This window comes from Pseudomonas koreensis, from assembly GCF_025447595.1.
GTDB classification, from domain to species: domain Bacteria; phylum Pseudomonadota; class Gammaproteobacteria; order Pseudomonadales; family Pseudomonadaceae; genus Aquipseudomonas; species Aquipseudomonas koreensis_H.
The window spans coordinates 81,437-103,412 of record NZ_JAOEJU010000012.1 but is presented as its reverse complement, the minus strand read 5'-3'; the positions used below and the strand labels follow the sequence as shown (position 1 = coordinate 103,412).

The following is a 21,976-nucleotide window of genomic DNA, read 5'->3' as shown; positions in this document are numbered from 1 at the left end:
CCGTCATATGAATCGTATGCCCGTCGATCAATTTTTCGTGGAGCCTCCCATGCCCGTGCAAGCCCTGTTCAAACCGTTCCAGCTCGGTGCCCTCGAACTTCCGACCCGCGTGGTCATGGCGCCGATGACCCGTTCGTTTTCCCCGGGCGGCATACCCAATTCCAAAGTGATCGAATACTACCGTCGTCGCGCAGCGGCCGGTGTCGGCCTGATCATCACCGAGGGCACCACCGTTGGCCATCAGGCTTCCAACGGTTACCCGAACGTGCCGCACTTCTACGGTGAAGCCGCGCTGGCTGGCTGGAAGAAAGTCGTCGATGCGGTGCACGCCGAAGGCGGCAAGATCGTTCCGCAGCTGTGGCACGTCGGCAATGTGCGCCGTCTGGGCACCGAACCGGACGCGAGCGTGCCGGGTTACGGCCCGTCGGAAAAACTCAAGGACGGCCAGGTCGTCGTACACGGCATGACCAAACAGGACATCCAGGAGGTGATCGCCGCCTTCGCCCAAGCTGCCAAAGATGCCCAAAGCATCGGCATGGACGGCGTGGAAATCCACGGCGCCCACGGTTACCTGATCGACCAGTTCTTCTGGGAAGGCAGCAACCAGCGCACTGACGAATACGGTGGCAGTCTGGCCAACCGTTCGCGTTTCGCCATCGAGCTGATTCAGGCTGTGCGCGCGGCGGTGGGCGAAGGCTTCCCGATCATCTTCCGCTTCTCGCAGTGGAAACAGCAGGATTACACCGCGCGTCTGGTGCAAACCGCCGAAGCGCTGGGCGAATTCCTCAAGCCGTTGTCCGACGCCGGCGTGGATATTTTCCATTGCTCGACGCGCCGTTTCTGGGAGCCGGAATTCGACGGTTCCGACCTGAACCTGGCCGGCTGGACACGCAAGCTGACCGGCAAACCGACCATCACCGTCGGCAGCGTCGGCCTCGATGGCGAATTCCTGCAGTTCATGGTCAACACCGACAAGGTCGCGCAACCGGCCAGTCTGGAAAAACTGCTGGAGCGTCTGAATAACGACGAGTTCGATCTGGTGGCGGTGGGGCGTGCACTGCTGGTGGATCCGGACTGGGCGCAGAAAGTGCGCGAAGGCCGCGAGCAGGACATTCTGCCGTTCAGCCGTGAGGCGTTGATGACGCTGGTTTGATCGTCGTGGGAGGCTTGTCGCGCAGATCGCGGCAAGCCCCCAACAAATGGTTTTCAAACTGCTCGATGATGGCCGCCCAACCCTGGCGGCTGGCGTGTTGGCGTGCGTTCAGGCGTACGCAACGCAACCTTTCGTCTTCTTCCAGCAGCCACGCTGCTGCCTCGCAGAACGCCTCTTCATCGCCGGGCATCGCCAGCACGCCGTTGTAGCCATGGCGAATATGTTGGGCCGCTGCGGCCTGATCGTAAGCCACCACTCCAAGGCCTGAGGCCAGCGCTTCCAGCACGACGTTGCCAAAGGTTTCGGTCAGGCTCGGAAACAGAAAAACATCCCCCGACGCGTAGTGCGCCGCCAGTGCTTCGCCACGTTGCGAACCGCAGAAAATCGCCTCGGGCAGTTCCTTTTCCAGTGCCATTCGTTGCGGCCCGTCGCCGACCACGATCAGTTTCAGCTTGCGTTGTGGATAGGTGCCGGCGAGCTTTTCGAAACTGCGCTTGAGCAGGCCGAGGTTTTTCTCTGGCGCCAGGCGTCCTACGTGAATGACAGCAATGTCCTGCTCGCCAAGACCCCATTGCTCACGCAAGGCATTCAGGCGTTTGGCCGGGTGAAACAACTGACTGTCGACACCCCGGGACAGCAGCGCCAGGCGTTCGAAATGCCGACGCTCCAGCTCCAGACGCTGGCTGACGCTCGGCACCAGCGTCAGCGCAGAACGATTGTGAAACCAGCGCAGGTAATGGGTGAGCAAACGGGTCAGCAAACCCAGCCCGTACTGGTGGGTGTATTGCTGAAAATTGGTGTGGAAGCCGCTGACCACGGCGATCCCCAGACGGCGAGCTGCGCGCAATGCCGACAGCCCGAGCGGACCTTCGGTGGCGATATAGAGCACGTCCGGGCGCTGGCGCGTCCAGCGTCGCAACAGTTTGTGCATCGACGACTGCCCCCATTGCAACCCCGGATAGCCCGGCAACGGCCAGCCCCGGCACAACAGCAGCGAGTCGTCTTCAGTGCGCTGCGGGTCGTCAGCCTGACGCGGTCGCACCAGCTCCACCCGATGCCCGCGTGCGCGCAAACCGTCGCACAAGCGGCCAAGGGTGTTGGCCACGCCGTTGATTTCCGGTGGGAAGGTTTCGCTGATGAGGGTGATATGTAGAGCTGTCGTCATGGCCTCAGTGTCGGCTGAGGCCATGTCGTGGTTGTGACGTTCGGATGATGGATTTGTGACGCGACCTCAGCGTTGCGTCACCAGATTCTCGGCTCCGCGTTCACGCACCCAGAACAGCGTCGCGCCAGCCACGGCGGCCGGCATCATCAGGATGTTGACCACCGGAATCAGCAGCACCAGATAAACGATCCCGCCGAAGCTCATGCTCTGCCAGCGCTTCTGGCGCAGCCAGGCGAGCATCTCGTTCCAGCCCAATTTGTGGTTGTCCGCCGGGTAGTCGATGTACTGGATCGCCATCATCCATACCCCGAACAGCAGCCACAGCGGCGCGGCGACGATGTTCACCACCGGGATGAACGAAAGGATGAACAGGCCGATCGCCCGGGGCAGGAAATAACCGAGTTTGCGCATTTCCCGGGCCAGGGTGCGCGGGATCATGGCGATCAGTTCGCCCCAGCTGAAGGCCGGGAAGTCGTCGGTACCGCGCACTACCACTTCAACCTTTTCCGCGAGGAAACCGTTGAACGGTGCTGCGATCACGTTGGCCAGCATGGTGAAGGTGAAGAACACCATCAACGCCACCAGCACCACGAACAGCGGCCACAGGATGTAACTGAGGAAACTCAGCCATTCGGGCAGCGACGGCATCAGCGTGTCGACCCACAGGCTGAACTGGTGGCCGGCCAGATAGATCAATCCGACGAACAGCACCAGGTTGATGGCCAGCGGCAGCAGCACGAACAGGCGCAGGCCCGGGCTCAAGACAAGTTTGAGGCCTTCGCGCAGGTATTGCGGGCCGGACAGGACAGGGGCGGGCATAAGTTGCTCCGAGCAAGGGAAAACGCGCCGACCTTACCGACTTTGCAGAACCTGTGAAAGCGCGGCAGCGGGATCGACATTCACTGTAACAAAGACGTCCATCTCGTCAGTGTGTCGGCATAGAGACCACCTATGAGCTGGATTGTTAAACCGTATTTCCTTAATCTTGCCCCCCTCGATACGCTGCACCCAACTTTTTACAGGACTGTCGAGCTCACGCCTTCCCCAAGGTTATCCACAGTCCTTTTTTATTCCCGCCGGCAGTCCGGCGTCCGGCCAGGTGTCTTGGCCGGTCAACAGGAGCAGGTTCATGTCTGAAGTCCGTCATTCGCGAGTGATCATCCTCGGTTCCGGCCCTGCCGGTTACAGCGCTGCCGTCTACGCTGCCCGTGCCAACCTCAAGCCGCTGCTGATTACCGGCATGCAGGCCGGCGGTCAACTGACCACCACCACCGAAGTCGACAACTGGCCGGGCGACGTCCACGGTCTGACCGGCCCGGTACTGATGGAGCGCATGCGCGAGCACGCCGAGCGGTTTGAAACCGAGATCGTCTTCGATCACATCAATGCCGTGGACTTCGCTTCCAAGCCCTACAGCCTGACCGGCGACAGCGGCACCTATACCTGCGATGCGCTGATCATCGCCACCGGTGCCAGCGCTCGTTACCTGGGCCTGCCGTCGGAAGAAGCGTTCATGGGCAAAGGCGTTTCGGCCTGCGCGACCTGCGACGGTTTCTTCTATCGCAACAAGCCCGTGGCCGTGGTCGGTGGCGGCAACACCGCTGTCGAAGAAGCCCTGTACCTGGCCAACATCGCCAGCAAGGTCACCCTGATCCACCGTCGCGAAACCTTCCGCGCCGAGAAGATCCTGATCGACAAGCTCAACGCCCGTGTGGCCGAAGGCAAGATCGAGCTGAAACTGAACGCGACCCTGGACGAAGTGCTGGGCGACAACATGGGCGTGACCGGTGCCCGTCTGAAGAACAACGACGGCAGTTTCGACGAAATCAAGGTCGACGGCGTGTTCATCGCGATTGGCCACACCCCGAACACTTCGTTGTTCGACGGTCAGCTGGAATTGAAAGACGGCTACCTCGTCGTTCAGGGCGGCCGTGAAGGCAACGCCACCGCGACCAGCGTCGAAGGCATCTTCGCTGCCGGCGACGTGGCTGACCACGTTTACCGTCAGGCCATCACCTCGGCCGGCGCCGGTTGCATGGCGGCACTGGACACCGAGCGTTACCTGGACGGTCTGCAGAACGCTTCGTTCTAAGATCGCAGGCACAAAAAACCGGCCAATTGGCCGGTTTTTTCATGCTCGTTACTTTGCGTTAAATACTGTTCTCTGTGGGAGCGAGCTTGCTCGCGATGACGGCTTCACATTCAACTCATGTATTGACTGAAACTCCGCTATCGCGAGCAAGCTCGCTCCCACAGGGATAGTGTTGTTTCGGAATTTACCGACGGGTCAGGGGTTGGGTGGTGAACTTCACACCAGCCAGACCGTGCTGGATCAGCGCACGGATATTGCCGTGATCGCTGCCTTCAGGCGTTGCCACGACCGAACGGTAGTGTTCGCCGAACGCCAGCAGCGCTTCTTCATCACTCAGGCCTTCCAGCAGCGCCAGACCCAGGGTCTTGCACGAACCTTCGTTCTGTCCGGCCGCGTTTTCCACGCCACCGTTGTTGAACGCCTGAGGCTGGTAGTCGTAACCGGCGGCGATGAAGGACAAGGTGTCGGCAAAAACGTGTTCGCCGCTCTTGAGGCTGGCGCGCAGGGTATTCAGATCACTCATTGGGTTTTCCTTTGGCGAACGCCGCTTGTTGTTCGGCGCTGGCTTCTTGCTGATATTGGGCTTTCCAGTCGGCGTACGGCATGCCGTAAACCACTTCACGGGCGTCGTCGAGGCTGACCTCGATCTGGCGCTCGTCGGCCTCGGCCTTGTACCACTTGGACAGGCAGTTGCGGCAGAACCCGGCGAGGTTCATCAGGTCGATGTTCTGCACGTCCTTGCGGCTGTCCAGGTGGGCGACCAGCCGGCGGAAGGCGGCGGCTTCGAGTTCGAGGCGTTGTTGCTCGGTCATGATGGGCTCTGTGCAGTCAAATCGTGGCGCGGATGATAAAAGTCTGACGCCCGGAGCGCCAGACACGTTCAGCGGCTGGCCGCGAGGGTGATCGACACCGATTCGGCAAAGCGCAAGGCATGCGGCTTGTCCACTTCGACCTCGGCGTACAGCACCGATTCGTTGACCATCACCAGATCCAGCAGCTCCTGGGTCAGGCGTTCGAGCAGCGCAAAACGGTTGCCTTCCACATGGGCGATGATCGCTTTGGTGATGGTGCGGTAGTTCAGCGCGTGGTCGATGTCGTTGTCACGTACCGCTTCCTGCGCGGCGTACAGGATGGTCAGGTTGATCAGCACGTCCTGCTTGTTGAGGATTTCGTCCTCGTTGATCCCGATAAAGGTGCGCAGGCGCAGATCCTTGACCCGGATGCGCGCCATTCCCGGTTGAAGTTGTGGCATTTACTTGCTCCGTCCAATCAATTGCAGGAACTCCTGGCGGGTGTTGCTCGACTCGCGGAAGGCGCCGAGCATGACCGAGGTGTTCATGGTCGAATTCTGTTTCTCGACACCGCGCATCATCATGCACATGTGCCGCGCTTCGATGACCACCGCAACACCGGCGGCATCGGTGACTTGCTGGACCGCCTCGGCGATCTGCCGGGTGAGGTTTTCCTGGATCTGCAGGCGGCGGGCAAACATGTCCACCAAGCGCGCGATCTTCGACAACCCCAGCACCTTGCCCGTCGGAATATAAGCCACATGGGCCTTGCCGATGAAGGGCAGCAGGTGATGTTCGCACAACGAATAGAGCTCGATGTCGGCGACGATGATCATCTCGTCGGTGTCGGAGGCAAACAGTGCGCCATTGACGATCTCGTCGACACTCTGTTCGTAGCCATGACACAGGTACTGCATGGCCTTGGCCGCCCGCGCCGGTGTGTCGAGCAGTCCTTCGCGGTCAGGGTTTTCACCGAGACCGATCAGGATCTCGCGGTAATTCTCGGGCAGGGAACGGGTCATGAAGCATCCTCGCGGGGCGTATTACTTGACGTGCCGCCCGCCGTTGACGGTAAGGGTCGTGCCGGTGACATACAGGTTGTCGAGCAGATAGCGCAGGCTCTGATAGATCACTTCACTGCCGGGTTCGATGCCCAGCGCGGACTTGGCCAGTGCCTTGGCGCGGTACGCCGCGTCGTCGTCGGGATTGAACAATAGCAGGGCCGGCGCGATGCCGTTGACCTTGATTGACGGCGCATAGCGCGCGGCGAAGGATAGCGTGAGACTGTCGAGCCCGGCCTTGCTGGCGCAATAACCGACGTGTTTGCTGCTGCCCTTGCGAGTGACGTCATCGCTGATGTGGATGATGTCGGCAGGACTCGAACGCTGCAGCAATTCGGCGCAGTGCAGGTTGATCAGGTACGGCGCCAGCATATGAATGTTGAACATGCGACTGAAGGCTTCGGCTTCGCCGTCACCGGTTTCCGCCAGCCACTCCGAGGCGTTGTGCACGATGGCGCGCAGGCTGTCGGTGTGGGTCTTCAATTGGGTGATGAACGCGAGGATCGAGGCTTCGCTGGAAAAGTCCGCGTGCAGCCCGAGGGCGCCCAGATCCCGCAACGTCTTCACCCCCGGTCGTTCGCTGCGGTAGGTGAAGATCACCGGATGGCCGTCTTCCAGCAGACGCTGCGCACAATGCAGGCCGACCCGCTGGCCGGCACCGGTGATGAGGATGGGAGCTGTGGAGGAAGTCATGTACGGCTCGCGTCGAAGTCAGAGCAAAAACTATAACAGCGACGCGAGCGACGGCTTCAGCGATTTTGTGTGGAGGGCGCGGCAGGCAACGGGCGTGCAGGCGCCGGATTGAGCCAGCCGGCCAGCAGGCGGGTCGACAGCGGAATGAAGAAGTAGACCATCAACGGGGTCAGGCACAGCGTACTGATGAAGACCCGGGGCAGCAGGCTCATTTCAGCGAGCAGCGGGCCCAGCACGAAATTGAACAGCAGCGACACCGGGAAGAACGCCAGCCAGATCGCCACGGCCTGTTTCCAGCGTGGAGGACGCGCGCCGGCTGCACCGAACCAGCCTTCGATTCCGCTGACCCGATGTTCTGTCGGGTGAGCAAACAGATCGCTGCCACGAGCCAGCCATGCGGTGCGCGATGCCGAATGTTCCCAGGCGTGCAGGGTCTGTTCGTCGACGAAGCGGAAAATGATCTGGAATTCATCGTCGCCGGGAGGCGGGGCCAGTACGCCGGAGCCGAGGTAACCAGGGAAGTCGGTGGCCAGTTGTTCGCCTTCTCGCAACCAGGCAATCAGATCCTGATAACGACCATTGGCGACACGACGCGCGACCATCAGCGTGACGGGGGAAGTAGACATTGTGTATCTCCGTATTGCATGTGCGTCGCTCCGGGTAGGAGTTTCGCCTGACGCAGCGCCGGGGTAGAGGGCTGCGTTTTTCGACAAGCAAGGATTATTCCTCATTTTCGTGACGAGCCCGAGACTTTCGCTCCGATTCATCGCTTGAACCGTGGCGGGGAGTCAGGGGTAGAATGGGATCCAACTACGCCAACAAGGACGTACCCGCACACATGCCTGTCATGACAGACGTTCGCCCTGCTCCGCAGGCATCTGTTGCGCTGGAGCGCGAAGAGCTTTTTCCGATACGTGAAGTGGCGCGTTTGACCGGAGTCAACCCGGTCACGCTGCGCGCATGGGAACGTCGCTATGGTTTGATCCAGCCGACGCGCACCGAAAGTGGGCATCGGCTGTACTCAATGACCGATATCGAGCGCGTTCGCAGCATCGTCGACTGGATCGATCGGGGCGTTGCCGTGAGCAAGGTCGGCAAGATCCTGGCCAAGACCGAACCGATGAAGGTGCTGGCACATATCATTCCCGATGATCTGGTGCAGGCGGACTATCTCCAGTGGCAGGAACAAGTCCAGCAAGCAGTCAGCTCATTCGATGATCAGTTGCTTGATCGCGTCTATGGCCAGATTTTCTCGTCGTATGCCTTGCCCGTCGTTTTTCAGGACATCCTGATGCCGCTGTGGCTGCAAATGCTGCAGCGCCAGGACGCGTTCGGACAGACCAGCGAGTGGCTGTTCTTCGACGGTTTTCTGAGAGCGAAGGTGCTTCAGCGCATCGTCGTGCTGCGCGGCTCGCAACCGCGCAAAGTCATCGTCAGCGCGCTGGCCGGTCAATGTCGGGAGCTGGAATTGCTGGTGGCGGCGCTGTTTCTCAGTGGCAATGACGCGGGCGTTCGTGTACTCACCACCGGGCAGCCATTTGATGAGCTGACACTGGTATGCGAAAAGACCCGGCCCCAGGCGTTGGTCCTGTTTTCCAATCACGCGCCGACCGCAGAGCTGCCACGACGTCTGAATCGTCTGGCCTTGAGTCTTGATTGTCAGTTGTTGCTGGCGGGCGATGCTGCGGATCTGGCGCAGGACAGCCTGGCCGGATCATCGGTTGGCTGTCTGGGCAATGAAGGGGCAACGATGCGTCAGCGGATGAATCAGTTTCTTGCGGGAACGCTGGATACCTGAGAATCAGGTGTGCAGGGCAGGGTGAGTCAGGCGATGCTGTTGCAGGATGAACTGGCGCAGACGCTCGGTTTCGTCGGCATCGCTCTGGCTTAGCTCGTAAGCATAAAAGCCGCTTTCGGTCTCTCGTTCGAATGTCCCGCGCAGGGAGATCCGCTCATAGCCGGAGGGGCTGAACCACAGGGCAAAATGTTTCGGCGGCTTGGTCTTGTTGCGCACTTCCAGCAGAACGCCTTTGTGCGATACCTCATGTACCCAGAGCATACCCGGCTGACCTTTGGCATTTTCCAGCGCTACTGGTTCTTCCAGGGTCAGGCGCCATGGACGCACCATCGGCCCGTCTTCATAAATGCTCGGCACACCCAGGCGCAGGTGCAGGGCGTGGAACTCGTCTTCCACCAGATGCAGAGGGAAAGTCATCTGCTGATTTTCGAAGTTAGCCTGAATGGTCACTTGCTCATGGGCCGCCAGACGCGTGAGCAGATCACGGATCTGCGAACCACCATTGACCAGCAGGCTCGACGTGGCATCCCGAACATTGAGCTGCGGGTTATGTTGCATGGTCTGGATAAAATCCAGCTCATCCTGGGTCAGGAGGGCGTCGCGCTGCATGGCTAACTCGAAATGAATAATTACAAAGTCATTGGTGATTGTAGTTAATGACAATTAGTTCGCTGTTTTGTTTGCGCCGTTCGTCGCTTTCAGTGTCGCAAGCTCTGCTTCGAGCGCCGCCACCTGGGCTTCCAGTTGCACAACCCGCTGCTGCGCCTTGACCTGAACCGTGACGTCCTTTTGCACGCCTACGAAGTAGGTCTGCCCATCATCGGCATTTTTTACCGTCGACAAAGACAGTTCGTTCCAGAAGGGTGTGCCGTCCTTGCGGTAATTGCGCAGGATTTCCCGGCATGCCCCACCGTTTTTCAATACATCGCGAATCCTCTCCAGACTGGCCTGGTCGCGATCACCGGCCTGCAGGAAGCGACAGTCCTGATAGAGAATCTCTTCGCTGGTGTAGCCGGTCAGCTTTTCGAAAGCCGGATTCACGTAGATCAGGATGTTGTCCTGATCGCCTTCTTTTTCTGCCACAACGATTCCATCGTTCGACGCGTTGATCACCATTTGCAGCAGGCTGGCATTGATCATCTATGAATCCCTTCAGTGTTATCGACCGCTGGCATTCTAGAAGATCGATTGGCGCTGTCTACTGGCCATCAGCGCTTATCGAGAGCCAATCGCAACAGGGCGCCGCCGGCTGTTACTATCGTCGCTCTTTTTTTCAGTTTCAGGATCAGATTGATGAAAGTCGCCATCCTCTCCGGCTCGGTGTACGGCACGGCCGAAGAAGTCGCTCGCCACGCTCAGAGCCTGTTGAACGCCGCCGGTTTTGAAACCTTCTACAATTCCCGCGCCAGCCTTGCCGATCTCCAGGCGTTTGGCCCTGAAGCCTTGCTCGGCGTGACTTCGACCACCGGCATGGGTGAGCTGCCGGACAACCTGCAACCGTTGTATTCGGCGATTCGCGACCAATTGCCGGCGGCCTGGCGTGGCTTGCCTGGCGCGGTGATCGCGTTAGGCGACGCCAGCTACGGCGACACTTTCTGTGGCGGCGGCGAGCAACTGCGTGAGCTGTTCGGCGAACTCGGCGTGCGTGAAGTGCAGGACATGCTGCGCATCGACGCCAGCGAAAGCGTCACTCCAGAAACTGACGCCGAGCCTTGGCTGGAACAGTTGATCGCCACGCTCAAGGGCTGATCCCGCGTTCGCGCAACAGCGCGAGCCAGGCCTGCGCAGCCTTCGACAGATAGGCACCCCGGCGCCAGATGAAAGCGATATCCCAGCGCAAATAGTCCGGCGCGTTCAAGGTCAGGCGCACCACGCCTGGCCGCACCAGTCCGCGCGCCACCACGCTCGGTAGCAACACCACGCCTTGCCCGGCCGCGACCAGCGCTGCGAGAAAATCCGCCTGCCCGCTGCGCCCGCCCTCCTTCGGAGTGAAGCCCATCTGCTGGCACGCCTGAAGCAAGCGATCGTTGAGCACAAAACTGCGCTGATACAAAAGAAACGGCGTATCGGCCAATTCCTCCAGACCAATTTCACCTCTCGCCGCCAACGGGTGATCCACCGGCAGCAGCGCATCCAGCGGTTCATCACAGAACGGCTGAAAGTCGAACTGCGGATCTTTCGGCAGAAGACTCCCGCCCAGTTCCAGTTCACCGTTCAATACCGCCTGTTCGATGTTGCGGCTGCCGCCTTCAAGCAGCTGCACGCTGATGTTCGGATAACGCCGGCGGTACTCGGCGAACAGCCCGGCAAACAACGCATCGCTGCCCAGCAAGGGCAAACCGAGACGCAACTCGCCGCGCGCCAGTTGACTGAGGTCATCCAGTTCACTGAGCAATTCATTGCGCAGTCGCAACATGCCCTCGGCCCGTTGTAGCACCACGCTGCCGGCGGCGGTCAGGCGTAGCTGCGAGCCCAGTCGTTCGAGCAATGGGGTGCCGAGACTCTGTTCGAGCTGGGCGATCTGCTTGCTCACGGCGGACTGGCTGATGTGCAGGGTCTTCGCGGCCTGGGTGAAACCGCCCTGATGCATGACTTCGACGAAGCTTTTGAGCTGTTTGAATTCCATGGCCTGATTCCAGATTGGAATGGCTTTGAGTCTAACAATTCGCTTCGGAGATGGTAGTCGGGTTCGTAAAATAGGCATCTGAAAGGAGCCCCCCGATGAAAGCCTCGACCTTTAAATACCTCTCCCGGCTGCTGGCCGAACTGGCCGTGCTGCTCGCTCTCTACCTGCTCGGCTGCCAGATCGCAGCGTGGCTGGCCTGGCCGATTCCCGGCGGCGTGATCGGCATGGCGCTGTTGCTGCTGGGCTTCGCGTTCGGCTGGATCAAACCGGCGGCGCTGCAAATGGGCGCAGGCTTGTTGATGGCCGAGATGCTGCTGTTCTTTATTCCGGCGCTGATGAGCCTGCTGGATTACGGCGCATTGCTGCGCGATGACGGCTGGCGGATCTTGTTGGTGATCGCGGCCAGTACGCTGATGGTGATGCTGGTGACCGCGTTCACCGTGGAACTGGCCGTGCGCCTGAGGCGGTCCCATGAAGCTTGAGCTGATGCCGATGTTCTGGCTGGCGTTCACGTTGCTGGCTTATCTGTTCAGCCGCTGGCTGTATCGCCGGAGCGGGCGCTACGTGCTGTCGCCATTGATTCTGGTCCCCGCGTTGCTGCTGGCGCTTGCCGTGCCGCTGCACACCGCTTATGCCGAATATTCGAGCAACACCCATTGGCTGATGCTGGTGCTCGGGCCGGTCACCGTGGCATTTGCGGTGCCGATCTGGCAGCAGCGACGGTTGTTGGTGCGGCATTGGTCGGCATTGCTGCTGGGCATGCTGGCCGGCAGCGCGGCGTCGATCGCCACGTCGTTCGGCCTCGCGAAAGCGCTGGCGCTGGACAGTTCGGTGACGCTGTCGCTGGTGCCGCGCTCGATCACCACGCCGTTCGCCATGCCGCTGGCGCAGGACCTCGGTGGTGTGCCGGAGCTGACGGCGGTGTTCGTGATGTTCACCGGGGTGTTCGGCGCCATGCTGGGCGGGGTGCTACTCAAGTGGCTGCCGCTGCGCAGTGCCCTGGCGCGCGGCGCCCTGTTTGGCGTGGGCGCTCATGGTGCGGGCGTCAGTCGCGCCCATGAAGTGGGCGGCGAAGAAGGCTCGGTGGCGGGACTGGTGATGGTGCTGACGGGGCTGCTCAATCTGTTTGCCGCGCCTTTGTTGGCGTCGTTGCTTTGACATGGATCCAAGCTGTTTGCGTAGCTGACTCGTTCAGTCATCAAGCTGGCTGCCAATGCAACTACACGACCGTCTGCGGCTGTCTAGACTGCTGACACGTGCAAAAACAATAAGAACTCAGAGGTGCATGCAGTGAGCGTAGCCCCCGTCCCTTCGTCCGTGAACGTCAAAGATCAGGTCAGTGCCGCGGAATGGCAGACCCGGGTCGATCTGGCCGCCTGTTATCGTCTGGTCGCTCTGCATGGCTGGGACGATCTGATCTTCACCCACATTTCCGCCAAGGTGCCCGGCACCGAAGATTTCCTGATCAACCCGTTCGGCCTGATGTTCCATGAGATCACCGCCTCGAGTCTGGTGAAGGTCGACCAGGCCGGCAACAAGCTCATGGACAGCCCGTTCGAAATCAATCCCGCCGGCTACACCATCCACAGCGCCGTGCACGAAGTGCGGCACGACGTGGCCTGCGTGCTGCACACCCACACCGCTTCCGGTGTCGCGGTGTCGGCGCAGAAGCAGGGCGTGTTGCCGATCAGTCAGCAATCGCTGTTCGTGCTGTCGAGCCTGGCGTTTCACGCCTATGAAGGTGTGGCGCTCAACCATGAAGAGAAAGCGCGGTTGCAGGCGGATCTGGGCGACAGCAATTTCCTGATGCTGCACAACCACGGTCTGCTGACTTGTGGCGGCACCATCGCCGACACGTTCCTGATGATGTTCACCTTTCAGCGCGCGTGCGACATCCAGGTCATGGCGCAGACCGGCGGTGCCGAACTGATCGCCATCGAACCGCAGATTCTGGCAGGCGCCAAGGCGATGATCGCCGGCGTCACCAAAAGTGCTCAAGGCATGGGTGGCGCGCTGGCCTGGCCGGCGCTGCTGCGCAAACTCGATAAACAGGATCCGGGGTATAAACTCTAATGCCTCTCGCCGAGATTCCGCTGAGTGTCTGGCGCAAACGCAGCCAGACGTTCGTTTTCCATGGTCAGTCGATTCGCTACTGGACAGCCGGGCAGGGCGAACCGCTGCTGCTGATCCATGGCTTTCCGACGGCCAGTTGGGACTGGCATTACCTGTGGCAGCCGCTGTCCCAACGCTACCGGGTGATTGCCTGCGACATGCTCGGTTTCGGCGACTCGGCCAAACCGCTGAATCACACCTACAGCCTGCTGGAGCAGGCCGATCTGCAACAGGCTTTGCTGGCGCATCTGCAGGTCGAGCAACCGGTGCACATTCTGGCCCACGACTACGGCGACAGCGTTGCCCAGGAACTGCTGGCCCGGCATTACGAAGACCGGATCGAGGTCGCCAGTTGTGTGTTCCTCAACGGTGGTCTGTTCCCGGAAACCCATCGGCCGTTGCTGACGCAAAAACTGTTGCTAAGCCCCTTGGGCTGGATGATCGGCCGGGCGTTCACCCGTGATGCGCTGGTGAAAAGTTTCCATCAGATTTTCGGCCCGGACACCCGGCCCAGCGAAAGCGAGATGGATGATTTCTGGAGCCTGATCGAATGCAATCGCGGGCCGCGGATCATGCACAAGCTGATCCAGTACATTCCCGAGCGCCGCGCCCAGCGCGATCGCTGGGTCGCGGCGATGCAACGCGGTGAAGTGTCGCTGCGGGTGATCGATGGCGAGGTCGATCCGATTTCCGGGGCGCACATGGTCGAGCGTTATCGCGAGCTGATACCCGACGCGGACACCGTGCTGTTGCCGGGCATCGGTCACTACCCGCAAAGTGAAGCGCCGGTGCAGGTGCTCAAGCACTACCTCGAATTTCGTGATCACTTCGTGGTGCCGCCGCGCAAGGTGGCGTGCTCCTGAGTTTGTGCCGGAGGCGCCTGGCGCCTCGGCACGTTTCCATCATCCCCCAGCCTTATCGCGCACCATTCAGCCTCAGCCGTGTTCGTTGTGACCGAACGCGTCGTGCCTGACACTCAGGGACATTGTCCCTCAGGCCTGCTGGAGTTGCCCCGATGAATGAGTCTGTGCGTTTCGAAGATAAAGTCGTGATCGTCACCGGAGCCGGTGGTGGCCTGGGGCGGGCTCACGCTTTGCTGTTCGCCAAACAGGGTGCCAAAGTGCTGGTCAACGACCTTGGCGGCTCGACCCAGGGCGAAGGCGCCAACGCTTCGGCCGCTGATCGCGTGGTAGCGGAAATCCGTGAAGCTGGCGGCATCGCCGAAGCCAACCATGACTCGGTCACCGACGGTGACAAACTGGTGCAGAACGCGCTCGATGTGTTCGGCCGCGTCGATGTGGTGGTCAACAACGCCGGGATCCTGCGCGACAAGACCTTCCACAAAATGGAAGACGCCGACTGGGATCTGGTTTATCGCGTCCACGTCGAAGGTGCCTACAAGGTGACCCGTGCCGCATGGCCGCACCTGCGTGAGCAAAACTACGGTCGAGTGATCTTCACCGCTTCGACCTCGGGCATCTATGGCAACTTCGGCCAGTCCAACTACGGCATGGCCAAACTGGGGCTCTACGGTCTGACCCGCACCCTGGCCATCGAAGGCCGCAAGAACAACATCCTGGTCAACGCCATCGCCCCCACCGGCGGTACGCGCATGACCGAAGGCCTGATCCCGCCGCAAGTGTTCGAACAACTCAAACCGGAACTGGTCAGCCCGCTGGTGGTGTACCTGGCCAGCGAACAATGCCAGGAAACCTCCGGCCTGTTCGAAGTCGGCGGCGGCTGGATGGGCAAGGTGCGCTGGGAGCGCAGCCTGGGCGCCGGGTTTGATCCTCGCGTCGGGTTTTCCCCGGAAGACGTCGCGGCGCACTGGCAGCAGATCTGTGATTTCGAAGGGGCCGCGCACCCGAAGGACAACATCGAGGCGCTGAAGGAAATGATGGGGAATTTGCAGAAGTATTCGCTCTGATCCCTTGGGTTATCCGGCAGGACTTTCCCGGTCCTGCTTTCTCTTTTGAGCGCTCGCCTCATGAGCCTCTGCCGCTGACTTCCAGCTAAAACATCGCCCATAAAAAAGGCCGCTGCAAACGCAGCGGCCAAGGTAAGACGTTGGATCAAGGAGCTACAAATCAACGTCAGTGAACACCGGGGCGATGAATCGAAAAACGCTTCGGTCCATCAGAAATCGGTTGCCGACGACTCGGTCGCGGACTTGGTGCTTTCTGGCGGTCTGCCGTGAAAGCCCGCTCAGAATAAGGGCTGGCGCCTCAGGGAAAAATAGCGATTCCGGACATGCACTGTTACGGGGCATGTAACAGTGGCGCGCACCGGGGTCGTCATTATCCGTTGCGTTGATAGTGGTGCATCCAGCCTGTTCATGGCGGGCGCAAAGCCTTGTCGCAGGCGGGGATTCATCCTTTCGTGCGACAGCGCGAATACCTCCTTGGTGCGCTTATCGTCCCCGTGTGGCGGCAGTAGGGTGGGGCCTTCTGTCACTCACCGGGGAAGACGCATGACAAAAACAACAATGCGCGCCATCTTCACGCCGCACGCGCTCGCCGCTGCGGTGGCCTTGGGTTGCTGTGCCCAGGCGCACGCGGTCGCTTTCAATATCGGGGAAATCGAAGGCACGTTCGATTCGTCGCTGTCGGTCGGTGCGAGCTGGGGCATGCGCGATGCCGACAAGTCGCTGGTCGGTACGGTCAATGGCGGGACCGGCCAGTCCTCCACCGGTGATGACGGGCGTTTGAACTTCAAGAAGGGCGAGACCTTTTCCAAGATCTTCAAAGGCATCCACGACCTCGAGCTGAAGTACGGCGACACCGGTGTGTTCGTGCGCGGCAAGTACTGGTACGACTTCGAACTCAAGGACGAAGACCGCGAGTTCAAACAGATCAGTGACAAGGGCCGCAAGGAGGGCGCGAAGTCGTCCGGCGCGCAGATTCTCGATGCGTTCATTTATCACAACTACAGCATCGCTGACCTTCCGGGCACCGTGCGCGCCGGCAAGCAGGTGGTGAGCTGGGGCGAGAGCACCTTCATCGGCAACTCGATCAACAGCATCAACCCGATCGACGTTTCGGCGTTTCGCAGGCCGGGTGCGGAGATCAAGGAAGGGCTGATTCCGGTGAACATGCTGTTCGCCTCTCAGGGGCTTACCGATCAACTGACCGTCGAGGGCTTCTATCAACTGGAATGGGATCAGACCGTCCTCGACAACTGCGGGACCTTTTTCGGTGTCGACGTGGCGGCGGACGGCTGCAACAACGGCTACACCGTCGGCAGCCCGGCGATCGCCCCGTTGGCGCCACTGGCTGCAGCCTTTGGCCAGCCGATCCAGGTGACCCGCGAAGGCGTGATCGTGCCCCGTGGCGGCGACCGCGATGCGCGTGATTCCGGGCAATGGGGCACGGCGTTGCGCTGGCTTGGCGATGACACCGAGTACGGCCTCTACTTCATGAATTACCACAGCCGCACACCGACCGTCGGCACCAGCACCGCCGGCCTGTCGACCCTCGCGGCGCTGCCGGGCATGGTCGGGATCGCCAACCGGCTGGCGCCCGGCAGCGGCTCGGGACTGGCGCAAAGCGTGATGCTCGGGCGCGGTCAGTACTACCTCGAATACCCGGAAGACATCCGTCTGTACGGCGCGAGTTTCTCCACCACACTGCCGACCGGTACCGCCTGGACCGGCGAGATCAGCTATCGCCCTAACGCGCCGGTCCAGGTCAACACCAACGACCTGACCCTGGCGTTGCTCAATCCGATTGCCGGCGGTGCCGCATCGCCGCTGGTCACCTCGCCGGGCGCCGACAACAAAGGCTATCGACGCAAGGAAGTGACTCAGATCCAGAGCACCCTCACGCATTTCTTCGATCAGGTGTGGGGCGCCGAACGTCTGACTCTGGTCGGCGAAGCGGCGGTGGTGCGGGTCGGTGGTCTGGAGTCGCGCAGCAAACTGCGCTACGGCCGCGACTCGGTCTACGGCCAGTACGGTTTCGGCGGTGACACCGACGGTTTCGTCACCTCCACCTCCTGGGGCTACCGCGCCCGGGCGATCCTCGATTACGCCAACGTGATCGGCGGGATCAACCTCAAGCCCAACCTGTCCTGGTCCCACGACGTCGCCGGCTATGGCCCCAACGGTCTGTTCAACGAAGGCGCCAAGGCTGTCAGCGTCGGGGTCGATGCCGACTACCGCAACACCTATACCGCGAGCCTGAGTTACACCGACTTTTTCGGTGGTGACTACAACACCCTCGAAGACCGCGACTTCGTGGCCTTGAGCTTCGGTGTGAACTTCTGATCTGCCCGAGAAGGATGAATGCAATGCGCAAGATGATTCTGCAATGCGGTGTCCTGGCCCTGAGCCTGCTGGCCGCCAACGTGATTGCGGCGGTGTCGCCGGACGAAGCCAACAAGCTCGGCACCAGCCTGACCCCGCTGGGGGCCGAGAAGGCCGGCAACGCCGACGGATCGATTCCGGCCTGGACCGGAGGGATCCCGAAAAACGCCGGTGCGGTCGACAGCAAGGGCTTTCTGGCTGACCCGTTCGCCAGCGAAAAACCGCTGTTCACCATCACCGCCGCCAACGTCGACAAATACAAGGACAAGCTGTCCGACGGCCAGGTGGCGATGTTCAAACGTTACCCTGAAACCTACAGGATCCCGGTCTACCCGACCCATCGTACTGTGGCCGTACCGCCGGAAATCTATGAGTCGGCCAAGCGCAGTGCGCTCAATGTCACCAGCATCAATGACGGTAACGGTCTGGCGAATTTCACCGGCAACCGTTACTACGCGTTCCCGATTCCGAAGAACGGCGTCGAGGTGCTGTGGAACCACATCACCCGATATCACGGCGGTAACCTGCGGCGGATCATCACTCAGGTAACACCGCAGACCAATGGCAGCTACACGCCGATCCGCTTCGAAGAAGAGATCGCCGTGCCGCAATTGATGAAGGATCTGGACCCTGAAAAAGCCGCCAACGTCCTGACCTTTTTCAAACAGTCGGTGACCGCTCCGGCACGCCTTGCCGGCAACGTGCTGCTGGTGCACGAAACCCTCGATCAGGTGAAAGAGCCGCGCCTGGCCTGGATCTACAACGCCGGCCAGCGTCGGGTGCGTCGGGCGCCGCAGGTTGCCTATGACGGGCCGGGTACCGCTGCCGACGGCCTGCGCACTTCGGACAACTTCGACATGTTCTCCGGCGCGCCGGATCGCTATGACTGGAAACTCATTGGCAAGAAGGAAATGTACATTCCCTACAACAGCTACAAGCTCGACTCGCCGAGTCTCAAGTACGACGACATCGTCAAGGCCGGGCACATCAACCAGGACCTGACGCGCTATGAACTGCACCGGGTCTGGGAAGTGGTCGGCACGGTGAAACCGAACGAGCGGCACATCTACGCCAAGCGCCACATGTACATTGACGAGGACAGTTGGCAGGTGGCACTGGCAGACCATTACGACGGTCGCGGACAACTGTGGCGGGTCGCCGAAGGTCATGCCCAGTACTACTACGATCACCAGGCTCAGGCCTACACCCTTGAGGCGCTCTACGACATCATCGCCGGTCGATACATTGCCCTGGGGATGAAGAACGAAGAGAAGCACAGCTTCGAATTCGGCTTCGAGGCCAAGGCCGCCGACTACACCCCGTCGGCCCTGCGCGCCGAGGGCGTACGGTAAGGGTTTCGATACATTGGCAGGGCAAAAGGCGACCGCACGGTCGCCTTTTTTATGGGCGCCAATCAGCGTACTGAATACTCGTCAACAAGCGCCGGGGAGAGGGCTAGGGTGAGCGTACAACGATAAAAAGGCGTACCCGATGACCGCCATGAATCACGCTCCGGATCGTCCGGGATTCTTGCCCAGACTCTCGGCTCACCACCTCCCGCGTGCGCGTCTGAGTGAAGCGCTGCTTGAGTCTGCTGCACGGGTCCGGCTGATCTGCGCACCCGCCGGCAGTGGCAAGAGTACGCTCCTCACCGAATGTCTGTTGCAGGCGCCTGCCGAATGTACGGTGTGCTGGTTGCCGCTGGCGGGCATGTCGATGAGTGTCGCGGCATTTTGCGAGCAACTGGCGCAGGCGATGGGGCTGACGACTGCGGATCAGTCATCGCTGCTGCAAGGGCTGGCGCGTCGGTCCTCGCCGGTCTGGGTGTTTCTCGACGATTACTGCCGTGTTGAAGATCCGGCGCTGGACGCGCTGCTTGATCGCATGCTGGCGCTCGCGAGTCCCGCCGTCACCTGGTGGATCGGCACGCGCCGACGCCCGCAATGCAATTGGCCACGCCTGCTGCTCGATGACGCCTTGTACGAGTGCGAAAGTGCGGCCCTGGCCTTGAACCGCAGTGAGATCGCGCAGTTGTTGCGGCACCTGCCGTCCGCCCAGGCTGACGACGTGGCCGGGCGAATCCTGCAGCGCAGCGGTGGGTGGTGCGCCGGGGTGCGGATACTGTTGATGCAAAAATGCGACTGGTCGCAAAAGACCTTGCCGCAGCAACGCATGGACACTCTGCTGGACTATCTGCAACACGAACTGTTCAGTGGTTTGAGCCCGGAACTGGCCGAAGCCTGGCGTGTGCTGGCGCATTTGCCGCGGTTCAACGCCAGCCTGTGCGATCACCTGTTCGGTGCCGGCGATGGGGCGCAGTGGATGCGCACTCTGCAAACGCTCGGGTGTTTTATCGAGCCCTGGCAAGGGTCGCCGGACTGGTTGCAGGTGTGCGCTCCGCTATCGCGTTTGATGCGTGACGAACCCTGGTCGGCCGGAGGTTCCTGGCATCGCCGCGCCTGTCAGTGGTTTGCTGCCGGACAGCATTGGAAATGCGCCTTCGAACAGGCGCTGCTGGCCGAAGAGTACGAAGTCGCGGTGAGCCTGCTACAGCACTTCAGCTTCGAGCACCTGTTCGAGGAGCAGACGGTTGTGTTGTTGCTGCGTCTCTATGAGCAGCGCGGTGAGGAACTGCTGCTGGGTTCGGCGCAACTGGTCGGGCTGATCACGGCAGCGCTGTTGTTTGCCGGACGATTTGCTCAAGCGGCGGATTGCATCGGGCAACTCTCGCGTTTTTTACCGCCCCCGTCGGCGGGCCAGCAACGGCAGTTGATCGCCCGCTGGCAGGCTCAGCAAGGCTGGCTGCTGCACTTGCAAGGGCACATGGACGAGGCGCGCGAGCATTTCGAGCAAGCCTTGAACGATCTGTCGCCGCAGGCCTGGACGGCGCGTCTGCTGTGTTTGTCGGGCCGCACTCAGCAGGCGTTGCTGTGCGGTGATCTGGAGCAGGCTCATTCGATCAATCGTGAGGCGTTGTGCCTGGCCCGGGCCGAGGGCTCATTGCTGTTCGAGGCATTGCTGGAGCTGGATCACGCCCAACTGCTGGAGCAGCGGGGGGCGTCGGCTCGTGCCGAAGAATTGCTGGCCAATCTTTGCGAAATGCTCGGCGCGTCAGTCGAGCGACCGACGCCACTGCTGGGGCGTATCGCCCTGCGTCGAGGCCGACTGGCGCTGAGCATGGGCCTGCCGATGCAGGCTGCCGAATTCTTCCAGCAGGGACTCGACGACTGTCTGCGCAGCTTTGACAAACGAGTGCTTTACGGCTTTTTGGGGCAGGCACAACTGGCTGCCGATCAGGGCGATTACCCGCAGGCGTTCATGCGCCTGCGCGATGCTGAACGGTTGATGCAACAGCGGCAGATTCCGGACACGGTTTATCGCGGCGTTCTGTTGCAGGTCAGCAGTGAGTTCTGGCTGCAACAAGGACGGCCCGAACTGGCTCGCGAGGCGCTGAGCCGTGTGCTCAGGCACTATCGTGGCCCGCGTTCAAGGCAGGCTCCACCGGCGACACTGGAGCTGATTCCACGTATCGAGTGCCTGTTGGTTCTGGCCGAAGCCCGGTTGCAGCAGGCGCAGCAGCCAATGGAGCGACTACAGTCCTTGCTCGAACATGCTCGTGCCTGCCGCATGATCGTTCTTGAGTCCGGACTGTTATTGGTGATGAGTGAGGTGGCAACGATACTCAATGACCGGGAATCTGCCCGACACTATTTCAACAAGGGGCGAGCACTGGCCTGTGATTCAAATTTGCAGCGCCTGGTGTTGAAGTTTGATGCGGCGGTTGCAGATATTCGACCCGGAATTTTGCCCGAACAACTGATGTTTGATGGCGGTGATAATGACAATTCATTGAGTTTCAGAGAGTCGCAAGTTCTGGAGCTGGTCGCGTCTGGAAGTTCCAATCAACAAATAGCGGACAAGTTGTTCATCTCATTGCATACGGTTAAAACTCATGTCAGGCGGATTTATGTGAAATTGGGTGTTGAGCGCCGGACTCATGCCGTGGCGCGGGCTAGAATGCTGGGGTTATGCTGTTAATTTTAAATTAACGATGTCGTGGGTTTTTTTAAAAGTTGATGGGTATCAATATTTGGCAAAAGGTGGTGAATGTTTTTGGGGGTATCTCTCGGGCTAAGTTAGATGCACGGTCCGGACGGCGATTCGTTGTCTGGTTATCAAGTG

23 protein-coding genes are annotated in these 21,976 nt (G+C 60.6%); 12 read left to right on the top strand and 11 right to left on the bottom strand.

Features of this window, described 5'->3' with window-relative positions:
• Window positions 1–49: 49 nt before the first annotated feature.
• A complete protein-coding gene (locus N8H71_RS16135) occupies window positions 50–1,153 on the top strand; it encodes an NADH:flavin oxidoreductase (RefSeq protein ID WP_262194753.1) in 1,104 nt (367 codons plus the stop codon).
• On the opposite strand, the gene N8H71_RS16130 is transcribed toward N8H71_RS16135, so the two are convergent.
• Together N8H71_RS16130 and cysZ are read right to left on the bottom strand one after the other, a co-directional pair.
• Window positions 1,122–2,342 (bottom strand): glycosyltransferase family 4 protein, encoded by a 1,221-nt coding sequence (locus N8H71_RS16130; RefSeq protein WP_262194752.1) that lies wholly within the window; start codon window positions 2,340–2,342, stop codon window positions 1,122–1,124. The two genes, N8H71_RS16135 and N8H71_RS16130, sit on opposite strands and share 32 nt — an antisense overlap.
• A gap of 42 nt (window positions 2,343–2,384) precedes the next feature.
• Window positions 2,385–3,137 carry a sulfate transporter CysZ gene (gene cysZ / locus N8H71_RS16125; protein WP_011332493.1) on the bottom strand — a complete coding sequence of 251 codons (753 nt, stop codon included), beginning with the start codon at window positions 3,135–3,137 and terminating at the stop codon, window positions 2,385–2,387.
• A gap of 310 nt (window positions 3,138–3,447) precedes the next feature.
• On the opposite strand from cysZ, the gene trxB reads away from it, so the two are divergent.
• Window positions 3,448–4,410 (top strand): thioredoxin-disulfide reductase, encoded by a 963-nt coding sequence (gene trxB, locus N8H71_RS16120; RefSeq protein WP_262194751.1) that lies wholly within the window; start codon window positions 3,448–3,450, stop codon window positions 4,408–4,410.
• Window positions 4,411–4,594: 184 nt separating this feature from the next.
• Here trxB and N8H71_RS16115 read toward each other — a convergent pair whose 3' ends face one another.
• The 6 genes from N8H71_RS16115 to N8H71_RS16090 all read right to left on the bottom strand — a co-directional run bounded on the left by N8H71_RS16115 (window position 4,595) and on the right by N8H71_RS16090 (window position 7,581).
• Window positions 4,595–4,933 (bottom strand): HopJ type III effector protein, encoded by a 339-nt coding sequence (locus tag N8H71_RS16115; RefSeq protein ID WP_108559624.1) that lies wholly within the window; start codon window positions 4,931–4,933, stop codon window positions 4,595–4,597.
• The gene (locus N8H71_RS16110) at window positions 4,926–5,222 is read right to left on the bottom strand and encodes a DUF1244 domain-containing protein (RefSeq protein WP_085608092.1); all 297 of its coding nucleotides are present in this window, start codon (window positions 5,220–5,222) and stop codon (window positions 4,926–4,928) included. Before N8H71_RS16110 ends, N8H71_RS16115 begins: the two co-directional genes overlap by 8 nt.
• 68 nt (window positions 5,223–5,290) lie before the next feature.
• Entirely contained in the window at window positions 5,291–5,662 is a 372-nt protein-coding gene (gene folX / locus N8H71_RS16105; RefSeq protein ID WP_096819038.1) for a dihydroneopterin triphosphate 2'-epimerase, read from the bottom strand.
• Window positions 5,663–6,223, bottom strand: a complete 561-nt coding sequence (folE, locus tag N8H71_RS16100) for a GTP cyclohydrolase I FolE (RefSeq protein WP_115076574.1) — start codon at window positions 6,221–6,223, stop codon at window positions 5,663–5,665.
• 21 nt (window positions 6,224–6,244) lie between these two features.
• On the bottom strand, window positions 6,245–6,955 hold the full coding sequence (folM, locus tag N8H71_RS16095; protein ID WP_262194750.1) for a dihydromonapterin reductase: 711 nt from the start codon (window positions 6,953–6,955) through the stop codon (window positions 6,245–6,247).
• A 56-nt stretch (window positions 6,956–7,011) separates the two neighbouring features.
• Window positions 7,012–7,581: an antibiotic biosynthesis monooxygenase gene (locus N8H71_RS16090; protein ID WP_007957213.1), complete on the bottom strand. Its 570-nt coding sequence runs from the start codon at window positions 7,579–7,581 to the stop codon at window positions 7,012–7,014.
• 212 nt (window positions 7,582–7,793) lie between these two features.
• Between N8H71_RS16090 and N8H71_RS16085 the strand changes: the two genes are divergently transcribed.
• On the top strand, window positions 7,794–8,753 hold the full coding sequence (locus tag N8H71_RS16085) for a MerR family transcriptional regulator (protein WP_262194790.1): 960 nt from the start codon (window positions 7,794–7,796) through the stop codon (window positions 8,751–8,753).
• 3 nt (window positions 8,754–8,756) lie between these two features.
• Here N8H71_RS16085 and N8H71_RS16080 read toward each other — a convergent pair whose 3' ends face one another.
• Together N8H71_RS16080 and N8H71_RS16075 are read right to left on the bottom strand one after the other, a co-directional pair.
• The gene (locus N8H71_RS16080) at window positions 8,757–9,362 is read right to left on the bottom strand and encodes a hypothetical protein (RefSeq protein WP_262194749.1); all 606 of its coding nucleotides are present in this window, start codon (window positions 9,360–9,362) and stop codon (window positions 8,757–8,759) included.
• Between the two features lie 54 nt (window positions 9,363–9,416).
• Entirely contained in the window at window positions 9,417–9,893 is a 477-nt protein-coding gene (locus N8H71_RS16075; protein ID WP_262194748.1) for a PAS domain-containing protein, read from the bottom strand.
• Window positions 9,894–10,046: 153 nt separating this feature from the next.
• Here N8H71_RS16075 and N8H71_RS16070 point away from each other — a divergent pair, with 153 nt between their 5' ends.
• Window positions 10,047–10,502, top strand: coding sequence for a flavodoxin (locus N8H71_RS16070; protein ID WP_085608096.1), 456 nt, complete (start codon window positions 10,047–10,049; stop codon window positions 10,500–10,502).
• On the opposite strand, the gene N8H71_RS16065 is transcribed toward N8H71_RS16070, so the two are convergent.
• Complete coding sequence (locus tag N8H71_RS16065; protein WP_262194747.1) at window positions 10,492–11,379, bottom strand: LysR family transcriptional regulator; 888 nt, start codon at window positions 11,377–11,379, stop codon at window positions 10,492–10,494. The genes N8H71_RS16070 and N8H71_RS16065 overlap by 11 nt on opposite strands.
• A gap of 95 nt (window positions 11,380–11,474) precedes the next feature.
• On the opposite strand from N8H71_RS16065, the gene N8H71_RS16060 reads away from it, so the two are divergent.
• The 8 genes from N8H71_RS16060 (at window position 11,475) to N8H71_RS16025 (ending at window position 21,832) form a co-directional block, all read left to right on the top strand.
• Window positions 11,475–11,861: a CidA/LrgA family protein gene (locus N8H71_RS16060; protein ID WP_262194746.1), complete on the top strand. Its 387-nt coding sequence runs from the start codon at window positions 11,475–11,477 to the stop codon at window positions 11,859–11,861.
• Window positions 11,851–12,537 carry an LrgB family protein gene (locus tag N8H71_RS16055; protein WP_262194745.1) on the top strand — a complete coding sequence of 229 codons (687 nt, stop codon included), beginning with the start codon at window positions 11,851–11,853 and terminating at the stop codon, window positions 12,535–12,537. The genes N8H71_RS16060 and N8H71_RS16055 overlap by 11 nt, the downstream gene beginning before the upstream one ends.
• A gap of 132 nt (window positions 12,538–12,669) precedes the next feature.
• Complete coding sequence (locus N8H71_RS16050) at window positions 12,670–13,452, top strand: class II aldolase/adducin family protein (protein ID WP_262194744.1); 783 nt, start codon at window positions 12,670–12,672, stop codon at window positions 13,450–13,452.
• Entirely contained in the window at window positions 13,452–14,354 is a 903-nt protein-coding gene (locus N8H71_RS16045) for an alpha/beta fold hydrolase (RefSeq protein WP_262194742.1), read from the top strand. Before N8H71_RS16050 ends, N8H71_RS16045 begins: the two co-directional genes overlap by 1 nt.
• Window positions 14,355–14,506: 152 nt before the next feature.
• The gene (locus tag N8H71_RS16040) at window positions 14,507–15,418 is read left to right on the top strand and encodes an SDR family oxidoreductase (protein WP_011332507.1); all 912 of its coding nucleotides are present in this window, start codon (window positions 14,507–14,509) and stop codon (window positions 15,416–15,418) included.
• Between the two features lie 543 nt (window positions 15,419–15,961).
• Window positions 15,962–17,755: a DUF1302 domain-containing protein gene (locus tag N8H71_RS16035; protein ID WP_262194741.1), complete on the top strand. Its 1,794-nt coding sequence runs from the start codon at window positions 15,962–15,964 to the stop codon at window positions 17,753–17,755.
• Between the two features lie 23 nt (window positions 17,756–17,778).
• Window positions 17,779–19,146 carry a DUF1329 domain-containing protein gene (locus N8H71_RS16030; RefSeq protein WP_262194740.1) on the top strand — a complete coding sequence of 456 codons (1,368 nt, stop codon included), beginning with the start codon at window positions 17,779–17,781 and terminating at the stop codon, window positions 19,144–19,146.
• A gap of 139 nt (window positions 19,147–19,285) precedes the next feature.
• Complete coding sequence (locus tag N8H71_RS16025) at window positions 19,286–21,832, top strand: helix-turn-helix transcriptional regulator (protein ID WP_262194739.1); 2,547 nt, start codon at window positions 19,286–19,288, stop codon at window positions 21,830–21,832.
• Window positions 21,833–21,976 lie beyond the last annotated feature (144 nt).